This window comes from Microbacterium sp. NPDC064942 (genome assembly GCF_049545525.1).
In the GTDB taxonomy this organism is placed as follows: domain Bacteria; phylum Actinomycetota; class Actinomycetes; order Actinomycetales; family Microbacteriaceae; genus Microbacterium; species Microbacterium gawkjiense.
The window spans coordinates 338,101-351,400 of sequence record NZ_JBMWDR010000003.1 but is presented as its reverse complement, the minus strand read 5'-3'; the positions used below and the strand labels follow the sequence as shown (position 1 = coordinate 351,400).

Sequence of the window (13,300 nt, the reverse complement as noted above, 5' to 3'; positions counted from 1 at the left end):
ATCCGCTCTTCGGAGGGCGCCCGGAACGGACGGTGGATGCCGCGCAGCGGACCCGCTCTGTGCAGAAGGCCCGACGATCAGCACAATGGAGGGGTGCCCGAGCCCGATGATGCTTTCCGTGTGCTGTTCGTGTGCACGGGCAACATCTGCCGGTCCCCGATGGCGGAGGTCGTGTTCCGGTGGTTCGCCGATCAGGCGGGCCTCGGCGACCGTGTCGTCTCGACGAGCGCCGGCACGGGGGAATGGCACGTCGGCGAACGGGCCGACAGCCGCACGCTCGAGGCCCTGGAGCGCCGCGGGTACGACGGCACCCGGCACCGCGCGCGGCAGTTCTCCCGCGAGGACTTCGACCGCAACGACCTCGTGATCGCGCTGGACCGCTCGCACGAGCGGATCCTGTCGGAGTGGGCGCGCAGCCCCGCCGACGTCGACAAGCTCGCGCTGCTGCTCAGCTTCGATGCGCGGGCGGACGGGGCCCTCGACGTGCCCGACCCCTACTACGGCGGCCCCACGATGTTCGATGAGGTGCTCGGTATGATCGAGAGCGCCAGCCGGGCGTTGTTCCGGCAGCTCGAACCCGCGCTTCGCCGGTGAGCGCACCCCCCACCGAACGGAGTCGCGTGTCCTCCCTGCCCTCGATGTCCCTGAGCCCGCTCGACGGTCGTTACGCCGCCGCGGTCGCCCCGCTGGCCGAGTACCTCTCGGAGGCGGGTCTCAACCGGGCCCGCGTCGAGGTCGAGGTCGAGTGGATCATCACGCTGACCGACCGCGGCCTGTTCGGATCGTCCGCGCTCACCGATGAGCAGAAGGAGTCGCTGCGCAGCCTCTACCGCGACTTCGGCGACGACGACATCGCCTGGCTCGCCGAGAAGGAGGCCGTCACCCGGCACGACGTGAAGGCGATCGAGTACCTCGTCCGCGACCGCCTGTCGTCGCTCGGGCTCGACGCCATCGCCGAGCTCACCCACTTCGCGTGCACGAGCGAGGACATCAACTCCGCCTCGTACGCCCTCACCGTCCAGCGCGCCGTCGAGCGGGTCTGGCTGCCCAAGCTGCGCGCGGTCATCGCCTCGCTGACGCAGTTGGCCGAAGAGCACCGGGATGCCGTCATGCTCTCGCGCACGCACGGTCAGCCCGCGACGCCCTCGACGATGGGCAAGGAGCTCGCCGTCTTCGCGTGGCGCCTGCAGCGGGTCGCCGGCCAGATCGAGGGCGGCGAGTACCTCGCGAAGTTCTCGGGCGCGACCGGCACCTGGTCGGCGCACCTCGCCGCCGAGCCCGACGTCGACTGGCCCGCTCTCTCGCGCGGCTTCATCGAGGGCCTCGGCATCGGGTTCAACGAGCTGACGACCCAGATCGAGTCGCACGACTGGCAGGTCGAGCTGTACGACCGCGTGCGCCACGCAGGCGGCATCCTGCACAACCTCGCCACCGACGTATGGACCTACATCTCCCTGGGCTTCTTCGCGCAGATCCCCGTCGCGGGTGCGACCGGCTCGTCGACGATGCCGCACAAGATCAACCCCATCCGGTTCGAGAACGCCGAGGCGAACCTCGAGATCTCGGGCGGGCTGTTCGGGACGCTCGCGCAGACGCTCGTCACGTCGCGCCAGCAGCGCGACCTCACCGACTCGACGACGCAGCGCAACATCGGCGTCGCCTTCGGCCACTCGCTGCTCGCGCTCGACAACCTGCAGCGCGGGCTCACCGAGATCTCGCTGTCGCGCGACGTGCTGCTGGCCGACCTCGACGCCAACTGGGAGGTCCTCGCCGAGGCGATCCAGACCGTCGTGCGCGCCGAGATCGTCGCCGGCCGCTCGCAGATCACCGACCCGTACGCCCTGCTGAAGGACCTCACCCGCGGCCGCCGCGTCGGGGCGCCCGAACTCGCCGAGTTCGTGAACGGCCTCGACATCGGGGATGCCGCGAAGCAGCGCCTGCTCGCGCTCACCCCCGCCGGCTACGCGGGTCTCGCCGACCGGCTCGTCGACCTGCTGCGCTGAGCGCGGGGCGCTGCGCGGGCGCGCGGGTCAGTGCGGGGAGCGCGGGCCGCGGCCGGCGTCGCCGGGGGCGTCCGGAGCGGCGTCGTCCTCCGGGTCGAGGAGCAGGCCGCGGTCGACCTGCTTGCTGACCTGCGCGGGGTCGACGACCAGCAGCGACAGCGCCATGATCACGAGCGTCGCGATGAAGGTGACCCCGGCGACGATCGCGGCGACGCCCCAGGCGCGCAGGTGCTGGTCGACGTCGCTGGTCGGACGCTGATCCTGCAGCACCCCCATCGAGACGAGGGTCACGATCCCGGCGAACAGGGCCGCGAGCAGCGCGAAGCCGAGCAGCTGGACCGGGCGCATCAGGTCGCGGCGGGTCGGGTTCTTGTCGGTCATGAGCGGCCTCCAGCGGCATCCGTGTTGGCCGTCTCCACCGCGGGGACCGCAGCGGGACGAGGTGAGAATGCGGCGATCCCCAGATACACCGCGACGATCGCCGCGTAGCCGCCGAACACACCGACGCCGATCGTGATGCCGGTGAGGGTGAAGGAGCGACGCGCCTCGTCGATGTAGTACTCGAGCATGTACTCGCGCGGGATGAACACCAGCGCGACACCCAGCACGATCGTGAGGGCGCCGACGAAGACGGACTCGCGCGCGGCGGGTGCGCCCCGGCGGCGGCCGACGATGCCGATCACGAGCTCCGCGACGCCGGCCGCGAGCGCCCAGACGAGGACGACCGTGAAGTATCCGTCGACGGTGCGCGCGACGGGCAGGGTCGCGATCATGCCCGCGACGAGGGTCAGGATGCCGAGGAGCACCGCCTGCCAGCGCTCACCCGCGCGGAACACGAGCCACGCCGACAGGATCAGGATGAGTGCGGTGGCCACGGCGAACCCGCTGAAGACGGCTCCGCCGACCTGCGCGGAGTGATCGACCGAGAACGTGATCATGACCGCCGCGATCGCCGCGAAGAGGGCGCGCCCCATCTGCAGGTGGCGCACCTCGAAGGTACGGGGGGCGGCGTCAGGCACAGGCTGTCTCTCGGGGACGGGGACGGGATGCCCCCAGTTTAGGTCGTCCGCCCGGTTCCGGCCTCCGGCGCGACAGGATGCGGTTGACTGAGCGCATGTCCCCGCGCCGCCGCTCCGCCGCCTCGTCCGCCGGGCTCGGCCTCGCCGCGGCCCTCGCTCTCGCGGGGTGCGCGGCGCCCGGGCAGCCGACCGTCGAGCAGCCGACTGCCGCGTCGCCGACGCCGACCGTCACCCCCACGGCCACGCCCACCCCGACGCCCACCCCGGTGACGCCGCGCACCGTCGCGACGGGGCTCGAGGCTCCGTGGTCGATGGCCGTGCACGGGGACACCGTGTTCGTGAGCGAACGCGACAGCGCCCGCATCCTCGAGGTCGCGGCGGACGGTGCGACGCGTGTCGTCGCGACGGTCGAGGGTGTGGTGCACAGCGACGAGGGCGGTCTGCTGGGTCTCGCGATCGACGGCGACGACCTGTTCGTCTACTCGACCGCCCGCGACGGCAACCGGGTGCAGCGCTACCCGATCACGGGCTCTGCGGGTTCTTTCGGGCTCGGCGAACCGGAGTCGGTCATCGACGGGATGCCGGCGGGCACCCACCACAACGGTGGGCGCATCGCGTTCGGTCCCGACGGGATGCTCTACATCGCGAACGGCGACACGAGCGACGAACCCGCCTCGCAGGACCCCGGTTCGCTCGCGGGCAAGATCCTGCGGATGGCGCCCGACGGCAGCGTCCCGCCGGACAATCCCGACCCCGACTCCCCCGTCTACAGCCTCGGTCACCGCAACGTGCAGGGCTTCGCGTGGGCCGAGGACGGCACGATGTTCGCGAGCGAGTTCGGCCGCAACTACCGCGACGAGCTCAACATCATCGAGCCGGGCGGCAACTACGGCTGGCCGTTCGTCGAGGGGACCGGCGGCGAGGCGGACGGGTTCATCGACCCGGTGCAGACGTGGCCGACGGATGCCGCCAGCCCCAGCGGCATCGCCGTCGTGAACGACACGATCGTCATCGCGAACCTGCGCGGCCGCGTGCTCCGCGCCGTTCCCGTCGCGGATCCGTCGACGTCGACCGACCTCACCACCGAGTACGGCCGGCTCCGCGACGTGATCATCGGCCCCGACGGCACGCTGTTCGTGCTCACCAACAACACCGACGGGCGGGGGTCGCCCCGCGAGGGCGACGACCGGATCGTCAGTCTCGCGGTGCCGCAGCCCTGACGAGTTCGCGGATGCGCTGCTCCACGGCATCCGTCATCTCGATCACCGCGAACGAGACCGGCCACATCGGACCGTCGTCGAGCTGCGCGGGCTCGTCGAAGCTGACCGTGCCGTAACGGGTGTTGAACTTGGATGCCGGCTGCCAGAAGACGACGACCTTGCCGTCCTTCGCATAGGCCGGGAAGCCGTAGAACGTCTTCGGGTTGAGGTGGGGCGCCTCTTCGAGGACGATGACGGGCACCCGCTCGGCGATGATGCGATCGGTGCCCTCGAGCGCCTCGATCGCGTCGAGGCAGGCCTGGTTCTCCTTCTCGATCTTGGCGAGGCCCTGCAGGCCCTTCGTCGCCTTGAGCTCATCGGCCCGCTGCTTCATCGCGGCCTTCTCGGCGTCGCTGAAGCCGGCTCCCCCGCTGGTCTTGCCTGCCATGGTGGTTCCCTCCTGCTGTGGAGTCGATGTTGCCACTCGCGCGCTCGTGGGACGAGGGGGCGGTTCCGGGGACGCGTTTCGTCGGGCGTGATGCTGCGCGGCGGCAGATCGCGTCCCCGGAGCGGGGTCAGAGCGCGCGGTAGCTGCGGCCGTGCGGATGCGTGAGTGCGACGGGCTCGCCGTCGACCGCCAGCACGAACCGGTGCCGCTCCCCGGGCGGCACCACCCGCTCGAACTCGGGGAACACGCCGAGCCCCTCGTTCGAGAGCCACACGGCATCCGTGTCGGCCATCGTCCGCCGGAACCGCTCGCGGTCCTCGGGGGTCAGGTACGCGAGCACCGCGGTGTGGAAGACGACGAGGGTCGCATCGCGAGGGGCGGATGCCGCGGCATCCGCGATCAGGTCGTTCAGGTCGCCGGCGCGGATCGGCGCGGGATCGGATGCCGCGATGCGCGCCGCGGCGGCGAGGCGGGCGCGGCGGTCGTCGTGCTCGGGCCACACGAGCGCGTCGAGCCAGGCGAGGGTGTCGGGGTCGGCCGGGTCGAGTGGGTTCAGGTCGATGCCACCGCGCCACACCACCTCGGGCAGGCGGGTCGGGGGCGTGGCGTTCTCGATGCGGCAGTCGACGACGACGAGGTTCGCCTGCCGCTTGGCGCGGGGGAGCTCGTCGATCAGCGCGAGCATGTCGCCGTCGTCCGCGATCCCGAGCGCCCAGTCCTCGTACGTCGCCGATGATCCGGCCGCTTCGCGCGCGCCGAAGGTGCGGTAGTGCTCGGCCGTCGGCGAATCCGCTGCGACGCCCCACGAGGGAAGGTCGGTCATGGCGCGAGCGTAGCGCGGGGCGAGGTCCCGATCGGGCCGGGTATCTCGCGACCTTTCCCAGCCGGAATGGGACGTCGACGGATGCCGCGGCGCGGCCTACTCGGCGAGGAAGGCCAGCGCCGCCTCTCGGAAGACGCGGGAACCCGGTGCGTTGAAGTGGTGACGGTCCGGGATCTCGACGAACCGGCCCTGCGGAGTCGCGGCGGCGAGCGACTTCGAGCCCTCGATGATGCCGTCCTTCGTGCCCGTGGCGAAGAGCACCGGCTGGCCGGGCGCCTTTCCGGGGTCGGGGTCGACCGTGCCCGTCGCGCGCATGCCGCGGGCGATCGCGAGCAGCGCCCGCAGGTCGTTGCCGGGCACCCGCTCGGTGAGGGTGATGTAGTCGTGGGTCACGGCATCCGTCACCGGCTCGCCCTCGTCGACGTACGCCTGCACCTGGTCGAGATCGAGACGACCGAGCGGCACCCCGTCGGGGACGCCGCCGAGGACGACGCGCGGGATGCGGGGCTCCAGGTCGCGGGCGACCTCCCATCCGACGCGGGCGCCGAGCGAGTACCCGACGTACAGCGCCTCGTCGACGAGGTAGGTGTCGAGCACGGCCTCGAGGTCGGTCACCATCGTCCGCAGCGCGTAGGCACGCGACTCATGCGGCTTGTCGCTCGCGCCGTGTCCGCGCTGGTCGACGGCGAGCACGCGGTACCCCGCGCGTAGCAGGTCGCGCACCCAGCCCGTGTTCACCCAGTTGTCGCGGGCGCTCGAGGCGAAACCGTGCACGAGGATGACCGTCGGGGCATCCGCCGGTCCCCACTCGTACGTCGCGATGCGGTAGCCGTCCCCCACCATCACGAACTGCGGGTCGGGGGTCTCGGTCAGCGCGGGGAACACGGTGGTCACCCCACGATCATGCACCCCACAGGTTTCGCTCAGGTATCGATTGCGTCGAAGCGTTCGCCCGAGACGAGCTCCTCCGCGACACGGCGCGGTGCGATACCCGGTCGGATCGGGACCTCGGCGTCAGCGTTTGCGGGCGAGGCGGCGCGACGTGCCGGCGCGGCGACGCAGGGCGCGGCGCATCCGCGAGGTGGGCTTCGGCAGCGGGACCGGCTGCGTCACGACCGTCTCGACCGTCATCGAGCCGTCGACCGGTCCGATGACGGCGATCGGCGTGGTCGGGGTGATGGTCATCGGCGCCATCGGCATCGTCGCGAGCATCCGGTGCGCGCGGATGTACGCCGGGATCAGGATGATCGCCGCCGAGATCCACGCCAGCGGGTTCGACCACGCCACGCCGATGAACCCGAACAGGGCTCCCAGCAGGATCGCCGCCGCCGCCCGCGCGACGAGCTCGACGACACCCGTCACCGTCGGAATGACGGCGTTGCCGAGCCCCTGCAGCGCACCGCGCGTGACGAACAGGATGCCGAGGGCGGTGTAGCTGAAACCGTTGATGACGAGCATCGAGACCGCGAGGTGCACGACGTCGTCCGCGCCGTCTCCGACGAAGATGCGGACGATCGGGCCGCCGAGGGAGATGAGCAGGATGCCGAGGGCCACCGCCGCTCCGACGGCGATCCACGTCGCCTGCACGACGCCGCGTCGGATGCGGTCGGGACGGCCGGCGCCGTAGTTCTGGGCGACGTACATCGAGACCGCGAGCGACATCGACTGCAGCAGGGCGACGGCGAGGCCGTCGACACGGGATGCCGCGGTGTAGGCCGCGATCGCCTCGCCGCCGAGCGTGTTGAGCGCGACCTGCACGGTCAGCGCACCGATCGCGATGATCGACGCCTGGAAGCCCATCGGCAGACCGAGACGCAGGTGCGCGACGATGTCGGCGCGGGTGATGCGCCAGTCCTCGCGCTTCAGGTGCAGTTCGGGGATGCGGCGGCGCACGAACTCGAGGCACAGGAGTACCGAGACACCCTGGGCGACGACGGTCGCGAGAGCCGCGCCGGCGACACCGAGGCCGAGCCACGCGATCGCGGCGATCACGAGCACGACGTTCAGGGCGCACGCGACGATGAGGAAGACGAGCGGGGTCCGGGAGTCGCCGATCGCACGGATGACGGCGGACAGGAAGTTGAAGAACATGAGCGCCCCGGCGCCGAGGAAGCTCACCTGGGCGAAGACGGTCGCGTCCGCGAGCAGCTCGGGCGGCGTCTGCAGCGCCACGAGTGCGGGCTCGGCGAGCAGCGGCGCGCCGACGGTCAGGATGACCGTCGTGATGCCGCTGAGGACGGCGCCGGTGGCGACGGAGCGGCGGACACCGGCGGCATCCATCGCTCCGTAGGCCTGCGCGGTCGGGATCGCGAACCCGGACGTGAGACCCCACGCGAAACCGAGCAGCAGGAAGAGCAGGCTGCCGGTCGCTCCCACGGCGGCGAGCGCGTCGACGCCGAGCAGCCGACCCACGACGATCGTGTCGGCGAAGTGGTACAGCTGCTGCACCACGTTGCCGATCATGAGCGGCAGGGTGAACAGCAGGATGACGCGCCAAGGGCGGCCCGTCGTGAGGGAGGTGGCCATGGGGGCTTTCAGGGGGTTCGAATCGATTCGAGGTCGATCGATTGTATCGAGCCCTCCCTGGGAGACGTAAGGGGGGTCCACGAAAAAAGGGGCGCCGATTCCTCGGCGCCCCTCCTCGGTGAACGGGTCAGAACGTGGCGGTGTCCGGGTCGGCGCCGACGCGCTGGCCGCGGTCGAGCGCGTTGATGGCCTCGACCTGCTCCGACGTCAGCTCGAAGCCGAACACGTCGAAGTTCGTGCGGATGCGCTCGGGCGTCGACGACTTCGGGAAGACGATGAGGCCCTCCTGCAGGTGCCAGCGGATGACGACCTGCGCCGGGCTCACACCGTGGGCCTCGGCGGCATCCGCCACCGCCTTCTCGCCGAACAGGTCGTACTTGCCCTGGCCCAGCGGGCCCCACGACTCGGTGTGGATGCCCTTCGGTTCCTGGAACGCGCGGAGCTCGCGCTGCGCGAACGCCGGGTGGAGCTCGATCTGGTTGACCGCCGGCACGGTGTCGGTCTCGTCGAAAAGGCGCTGCAGGTGCGGCTGGTGGAAGTTCGAGACGCCGATGGAGCGGGTCAGGCCGTCGGCCTGGAAGGTCTCGAACTGCTGCCACGTCTCGACGTAGCGGTCCTTGTCGGGGCGCGGCCAGTGGATCAGGTACAGGTCGACGTAGTCGAGCCCGAGCTTCTGGAGGCTCGCCTCGATCGCGGGACGCGCGGTGTCGCGGCCCTGCTCGGAGTTCCACAGCTTCGTGGTGATGAACAGCTCGTCGCGGGGGATGCCGGAGGCCGCGATCGCGCGACCGACACCCTCTTCGTTGCCGTACACCGCCGCCGTGTCGATGTGGCGGTAGCCGGCTTCGAGGGCGACGCTGACGATGCGTTCGGCCTCGGCGGGATCGACCTGGAAGACGCCGAAGCCCAGCTGGGGGATGGTGTGTCCGTCGTTGAGTGTGAGAGTGGGAACGGTCATGGGCTCAACTTTTCCACCGCCGGGTACGTCATCGGCACCGGTTGACGAAACGTTGCGGATGCGGCATCCGCTCCGTGCGTTCGCGGATCGCGCACGCGGGCGATTCGTCCATTCAGATGACTGGATGTCGGCTAGCACCGACTCCCGACGGGGGCAACGGCTCGAATGAACGGCTCGGGGGGCGCACGATGAGGTCATGTCGCACCCCCTTCGGCTGACGGACACCGAGCTGTCGAATCTGCTGGCCCGCACGGCCACCGGTGACGCGGACGCCTTCGCGCGGCTCTACGACGCGACCTGCGCGAGCGCCTACACGCTCGCGACCCACATCCTGCGGAACGAGCAGCCGGCGCAGCGCGTGCTGCGGGAGGTCTACGTGCACGTGTGGGAACACGCGGCGGAGGCCGAGGCGCGGCATCCGCGGGCCTGGGTCCTGCTGCTCACCCACCGTCACGCGATCGCGCACCGGCGCACCCTCGATGCGCAGGCGGAGGCCGTGTCGCGGGCGCGACTGGGCGACATCAGCCTCGAGCAGCAGCGGGTCATCGCGCTCGCCTACTTCGGCGGCTACAGCCAGACCGAGATCGCCGCGCTCACGGGAGAGACCCTCAGCGCCGTGCGCTCCCTCACCCGTGGCGCCCTCGACCAGCTGCAGGCCGCGGCGCGCGTCGTGACCTCGCCCATCACGCTGCCGCGCGTCTCCGGCGCCGTCGCGTAGCAGCATCAGGGCCCCGACCCAGCGCTTGCCTGTCACGAACTGCGGCGGTGTCGGCGCACCGCGACGACCACGGTCACGACCACGATGACCGCGGAGACCACGGCCCACGGCCAGATGTCCACGCGCAGACCGGCGTACGACGCGGTGTACGACTCGCAGAAGGACTTCTCCGGATCGGGCGAGTCGAGGCAGCGTCCGAAACCGAAGATCGGGGCGAGGAAGATCGTCGCGAGGAGCAGCGCGGCGGCGCCCCACAGCACCGCCCGCATCGGAGATCCCGCACCCATGGGGTGATCCGACCACATCGGAGGGTGTTCGCGCCAGGGTTCGCGCGCGGATGCACGACCGGCGGTGCCGGCGCTTAGTGCGCGTCGCGGCGAAGCGACGCCTGCCCCACCGATCGTGCATCCGTCACCGCTGGAGGCTGTAACCGCCGTGGTTACAGGCTGAATCCGCCGTCGCTCGTGAGCACCTGCCCGACGATCCAGGCGCCCTCGGCGGTCGACAGCCAGCCGATGAGGGCCGCGGGGTCGCTGGGCACGCCGACGCGGCCGAACGCGGTCGTGCGCAGCCATTCGTCGAGGCCCGAAGTGTCGCGGTCGGCGCTGTCGGGGTCCATGTACCCGGTGTTCACGGGTCCCGGGTTGATCGTGTTGAGGACGATGCCGAGATCGAGGAGGTCCGCCGCGACGGTGCGGGTGACCCCCGCGAGCGCCGCCTTGCTCGTCGCGTAGGCGACCTCGCCGCGCATCGCGCCGTGACCCTGCCCGGACGTCATCCAGAAGACGCGCCCGGTCGGCTCGGCGTAGGGCTTCGAACCCTCGACCGCGTCGCCCGGCCGGCGCTGACCGGACTGCGGCGGCGCGAGGCGACGGGCGAACGCCGCGGTCAGCAGCAGTGTCGACCGGGTGTTGGTGTCCCAGAACGCGTCGAGCCGGTCGGCGGTCATGTCGAGGATGCTGCCGTCGTCGCCGCTCTTCGCGTGGTTGCAGACGAGGATGTCGAGGCGTCCGGTGAGAGCAGCGGCGTCGGCGATGAGACCCGGGATCGCCGCGGCATCCGTCAGATCCGCCTCGGCGTCGCCCACGCGCGCGTCATCGACGAGGGCCGCGCGGATGCCGGTGCGCACCGCGTCGAGATCGTCGCCACCCCACGGCCGGTCGAGGTCGTGGGGGCGCCAGTGCTGGATGAACACGCTCGCGCCGAGCTGCGCGAGCCGCGTCGCCGCGGCGTACCCGATCCCGCGCCGGCGCGAGACGCCGGTGACGAGGGCGGTCTTCCCGGTGAGAGGCGCGGTCATCGGTGCGGCCGCACGGTGAGGGACTGCACGACCGAGCCGACGACGCCGCGCTCGTCGTGCAGGACGGTGTGCGTCATCCCGAGGCCTGTCGCCCCGAACGTGACGGTCGTGTCGAAGCCGATCCAGCCGTCCTCGGGGGCGCGGACGAGGTGGAGGGTCAGGTCGAGGTTCGGGAACGCGACCTCGCGCGGATCGACGCGCGGGGTCACGCCGTTCGCGATGTCGATGAGCGACACGAGGCGCGCCGTCGTCGAGACCGGCTCGCCCTCGAGCAGCGGCACGGCGGGCAGGATCCAGGTCCAGGCGCGACCCGGCGCCTCCTGCCGGCGGCGCACCTCGCCGACCGTCGCGATGAACTCGCCGGGCCACGCCGACGACGGGTCGACGCGCTCGATCGCGTCGCGGGGCGGCATCGCCGGGTGCGCGGAGCCGGCGAGCGCCTCGGTGTCGCGCGTGTGCAGGAGCCACGCCCGTGCCGAGAGCGCGGGACGACCGCCCTGCGCGAGCGTCGCCTCGACGAGCTCGATGCTGCGACCCGGCCGCAGCACGCGACACGTCACCTCGACCTCGTCGATCGGGATGACCCCGAGGATGTCGACCGACAGGCGCGAGAGCTGCATGGGCTGCGGGCTGCGCGCCGCGTGGTCGACCTCGATGGCATGCGCGAGCAGGCCGATCGGCGGGGCGACGTGCTGCTCGGTGACGTTCCACGCGCCGCCGGTGAAGGCGGTGGGCTGGAACCGGGTCTCGTTCACACCTTCGGAAGCGAGGCGTTCGAAGTAGGCGGGCACGAGATGGGATGCTACCCGCGGCCGGCCCCCGGGGTCAGGGGGTCTGGGGGGCGGGGTTCAGCGTCGCAGGAGCTTCACCGCGCCCGCGACCGCGGCGGCCCCGACGACGGATGCCGCGGTGTACAGCCCGCGCCGGTGGCGCAGCGCGCGCGTCTGCAGGCTCTCGCCGCGCGCGCGGTCGTCGAACGCGCCGTGCGCACCGTGGTCGCCGGCGACCGGCTCGTAGAGGTTCGGCGGGGTGGTCGACGAACCCTTGTCGTCGGCGAACTGACCCTCCCACGCGTTCTTGGCGAGGTACCAGTCCATGAAGCGGCCCGCCACCCGCGTGCCGAGGACGAGACCGACGGTCGACTCGCCCACCCAGGTGCGGCGGCGCGGCTTGTCGGCGACGTCGGCGACCGCACGGGCGCCCACCTCGGGCTGGTAGATCGGCGGCACCGGTTGCGGGTGCTTCGAGAACGGCGACTTCACCCAGCCGAACTGCGTCGTGTTGAGGGCCGGCATGTCGACGATCGAGACCGCGACGGCGCTCCCCTCGTGTGTGAGCTCGGACACGACCGAGTCGGTGAAGCCGTGGATCGCGTGCTTCGACCCGCAGTACGCCGCCTGCAGCGGGATGCCGCGGTGGGCGAGGGCCGAGCCGATCTGGATGATGTGGCCGCGGTCGCGCCCCCGCATCCGTCGCAGCGCGGAGCGCGTGCCGTTCACGGTACCGAGGTAGGTGACCTGCGTCGCGCGCTCGTAGTCCTCCGGGGTCGTGTCGAGGAAGGGGGCGATCGAGCCGGACATGACGTTGTTCACCCACAGGTCGATCTCGCCGAGCTCGGCCTCGACCTCGGCCGCCGCGAGCTCGAGGGCGGCGTGATCGGCGACGTCGACGGTGATGCCGTGCGCGCGGCGGCCCTTGGCGCGCACCTCGGTGGCCGCGGCATCCACTCCCTCGAATCCTCGGGCGAGGACGGCGACGTCCCAGCCGCGGGCGGCGAGTTCGCGCACGATCGCGCGGCCGAGTCCGGCGCTGCCGCCGGTGACGACGGCGACGCCTCGGGATGTGGTGCTGCTCACGACCGGCTCCTCCGCGGGGGCCCGACCGGGCGGGGGACCCGTGTGAGGCGGGCCTCTGCCGCTGCCTCCATCCTTCGGTCTGCCGTGGAGGGTCGGGATGCCGTTGCCAGGGTCGCGGCGATGAGGTACAGGGCAAGCGCATCGGGGCCGAGAACGCAAGCCGGGATGCGGCATCCGCCCGTCGGGCTAGCGTCGCGGCATGAAGAGCTCAGAGATCCGTTGGAACGACGAAGCACGCGGCAAGATCCTCGACGACGCCGACCGGGTGCTGCGGGAGGCCGTGGTCGACCTGGCCCGCTCCGGTGACGGGATGTCCTCGGACGAGGCGTACGCCGCGCTCACCGGCAGGCTGAAGGACGAGTTCATCGACTGGGAGCCCGGCCCCGACATCCGCACCTACGCCGACGCCATCGCGAACGGCGAGATCGAGACCGACGAGGGGTGACTCTG

The 13,300-nt window shown here is 71.5% G+C and carries 16 protein-coding genes; 5 read left to right on the top strand and 11 right to left on the bottom strand.

Annotated elements, in window-relative coordinates; translation table 11 throughout:
- Positions 1-120 precede the first annotated feature (120 nt).
- Together ACPEH2_RS08105 and purB are read left to right on the top strand one after the other, a co-directional pair.
- Positions 121-594 carry a low molecular weight protein-tyrosine-phosphatase gene (locus ACPEH2_RS08105; protein ID WP_064002909.1) on the top strand — a complete coding sequence of 158 codons (474 nt, stop codon included), beginning with the start codon at positions 121-123 and terminating at the stop codon, positions 592-594.
- Positions 595-620: 26 nt separating this feature from the next.
- Complete coding sequence (gene purB, locus ACPEH2_RS08100; RefSeq protein ID WP_359918550.1) at positions 621-2,003, top strand: adenylosuccinate lyase; 1,383 nt, start codon at positions 621-623, stop codon at positions 2,001-2,003.
- A 27-nt stretch (positions 2,004-2,030) separates the two neighbouring features.
- Here purB and ACPEH2_RS08095 read toward each other — a convergent pair whose 3' ends face one another.
- On the bottom strand, positions 2,031-2,384 hold the full coding sequence (locus ACPEH2_RS08095; protein ID WP_217528725.1) for a hypothetical protein: 354 nt from the start codon (positions 2,382-2,384) through the stop codon (positions 2,031-2,033).
- Complete coding sequence (locus ACPEH2_RS08090; RefSeq protein WP_253034681.1) at positions 2,381-3,022, bottom strand: acyl-CoA synthetase; 642 nt, start codon at positions 3,020-3,022, stop codon at positions 2,381-2,383. The genes ACPEH2_RS08095 and ACPEH2_RS08090 overlap by 4 nt, the downstream gene beginning before the upstream one ends.
- 95 nt (positions 3,023-3,117) lie before the next feature.
- Between ACPEH2_RS08090 and ACPEH2_RS08085 the strand changes: the two genes are divergently transcribed.
- On the top strand, positions 3,118-4,242 hold the full coding sequence (locus tag ACPEH2_RS08085) for a PQQ-dependent sugar dehydrogenase (RefSeq protein ID WP_253034680.1): 1,125 nt from the start codon (positions 3,118-3,120) through the stop codon (positions 4,240-4,242).
- On the opposite strand, the gene ACPEH2_RS08080 is transcribed toward ACPEH2_RS08085, so the two are convergent.
- The 5 genes from ACPEH2_RS08080 to ACPEH2_RS08060 form a co-directional block, all read right to left on the bottom strand.
- A complete protein-coding gene (locus ACPEH2_RS08080; protein ID WP_423718547.1) occupies positions 4,217-4,669 on the bottom strand; it encodes a hypothetical protein in 453 nt (150 codons plus the stop codon). The two genes, ACPEH2_RS08085 and ACPEH2_RS08080, sit on opposite strands and share 26 nt — an antisense overlap.
- Positions 4,670-4,796: 127 nt before the next feature.
- Entirely contained in the window at positions 4,797-5,492 is a 696-nt protein-coding gene (locus tag ACPEH2_RS08075) for a DUF2332 family protein (protein ID WP_253034678.1), read from the bottom strand.
- A 96-nt stretch (positions 5,493-5,588) separates the two neighbouring features.
- Entirely contained in the window at positions 5,589-6,386 is a 798-nt protein-coding gene (locus ACPEH2_RS08070; RefSeq protein ID WP_253034677.1) for an alpha/beta fold hydrolase, read from the bottom strand.
- Positions 6,387-6,506: 120 nt separating this feature from the next.
- Complete coding sequence (locus ACPEH2_RS08065) at positions 6,507-8,018, bottom strand: MATE family efflux transporter (protein WP_217528736.1); 1,512 nt, start codon at positions 8,016-8,018, stop codon at positions 6,507-6,509.
- A 127-nt stretch (positions 8,019-8,145) separates the two neighbouring features.
- Complete coding sequence (locus tag ACPEH2_RS08060; protein ID WP_253034676.1) at positions 8,146-8,976, bottom strand: aldo/keto reductase; 831 nt, start codon at positions 8,974-8,976, stop codon at positions 8,146-8,148.
- Between the two features lie 196 nt (positions 8,977-9,172).
- Here ACPEH2_RS08060 and ACPEH2_RS08055 point away from each other — a divergent pair, with 196 nt between their 5' ends.
- Complete coding sequence (locus tag ACPEH2_RS08055; protein WP_359918544.1) at positions 9,173-9,694, top strand: sigma factor-like helix-turn-helix DNA-binding protein; 522 nt, start codon at positions 9,173-9,175, stop codon at positions 9,692-9,694.
- Positions 9,695-9,726: 32 nt separating this feature from the next.
- Here the strand turns inward: ACPEH2_RS08055 and ACPEH2_RS08050 are convergent, their stop codons facing one another.
- From ACPEH2_RS08050 to ACPEH2_RS08035, 4 genes are all read right to left on the bottom strand, one after another.
- Positions 9,727-9,981, bottom strand: coding sequence for a hypothetical protein (locus ACPEH2_RS08050; protein WP_253034674.1), 255 nt, complete (start codon positions 9,979-9,981; stop codon positions 9,727-9,729).
- 152 nt (positions 9,982-10,133) lie between these two features.
- Positions 10,134-10,994 carry an SDR family oxidoreductase gene (locus ACPEH2_RS08045; protein ID WP_359918542.1) on the bottom strand — a complete coding sequence of 287 codons (861 nt, stop codon included), beginning with the start codon at positions 10,992-10,994 and terminating at the stop codon, positions 10,134-10,136.
- Positions 10,991-11,785: a thioesterase family protein gene (locus tag ACPEH2_RS08040; RefSeq protein WP_311286427.1), complete on the bottom strand. Its 795-nt coding sequence runs from the start codon at positions 11,783-11,785 to the stop codon at positions 10,991-10,993. Before ACPEH2_RS08040 ends, ACPEH2_RS08045 begins: the two co-directional genes overlap by 4 nt.
- 57 nt (positions 11,786-11,842) lie before the next feature.
- Positions 11,843-12,850 (bottom strand): SDR family oxidoreductase, encoded by a 1,008-nt coding sequence (locus tag ACPEH2_RS08035; protein ID WP_064002726.1) that lies wholly within the window; start codon positions 12,848-12,850, stop codon positions 11,843-11,845.
- Between the two features lie 199 nt (positions 12,851-13,049).
- Between ACPEH2_RS08035 and ACPEH2_RS08030 the strand changes: the two genes are divergently transcribed.
- The gene (locus ACPEH2_RS08030) at positions 13,050-13,295 is read left to right on the top strand and encodes a hypothetical protein (protein WP_311286429.1); all 246 of its coding nucleotides are present in this window, start codon (positions 13,050-13,052) and stop codon (positions 13,293-13,295) included.
- Positions 13,296-13,300 lie beyond the last annotated feature (5 nt).

Bases quoted from the DNA above. Each gene is read 5' to 3' on its own strand.
- ACPEH2_RS08095 (WP_217528725.1), bottom strand. From the start codon at position 2,384: ATGACCGACAAGAACCCGACCCGCCGCGACCTGATGCGCCCGGTCCAG.
- ACPEH2_RS08085 (WP_253034680.1), top strand. From the start codon at position 3,118: ATGTCCCCGCGCCGCCGCTCCGCCGCCTCGTCCGCCGGGCTCGGCCTC.
- ACPEH2_RS08080 (WP_423718547.1), bottom strand. From the start codon at position 4,669: ATGGCAGGCAAGACCAGCGGGGGAGCCGGCTTCAGCGACGCCGAGAAG.
- ACPEH2_RS08075 (WP_253034678.1), bottom strand. From the start codon at position 5,492: ATGACCGACCTTCCCTCGTGGGGCGTCGCAGCGGATTCGCCGACGGCC.
- ACPEH2_RS08065 (WP_217528736.1), bottom strand. From the start codon at position 8,018: ATGGCCACCTCCCTCACGACGGGCCGCCCTTGGCGCGTCATCCTGCTG.
- ACPEH2_RS08060 (WP_253034676.1), bottom strand. From the start codon at position 8,976: ATGACCGTTCCCACTCTCACACTCAACGACGGACACACCATCCCCCAG.
- ACPEH2_RS08055 (WP_359918544.1), top strand. From the start codon at position 9,173: ATGTCGCACCCCCTTCGGCTGACGGACACCGAGCTGTCGAATCTGCTG.
- ACPEH2_RS08050 (WP_253034674.1), bottom strand. From the start codon at position 9,981: ATGGGTGCGGGATCTCCGATGCGGGCGGTGCTGTGGGGCGCCGCCGCG.
- ACPEH2_RS08045 (WP_359918542.1), bottom strand. From the start codon at position 10,994: ATGACCGCGCCTCTCACCGGGAAGACCGCCCTCGTCACCGGCGTCTCG.
- ACPEH2_RS08030 (WP_311286429.1), top strand. From the start codon at position 13,050: ATGAAGAGCTCAGAGATCCGTTGGAACGACGAAGCACGCGGCAAGATC.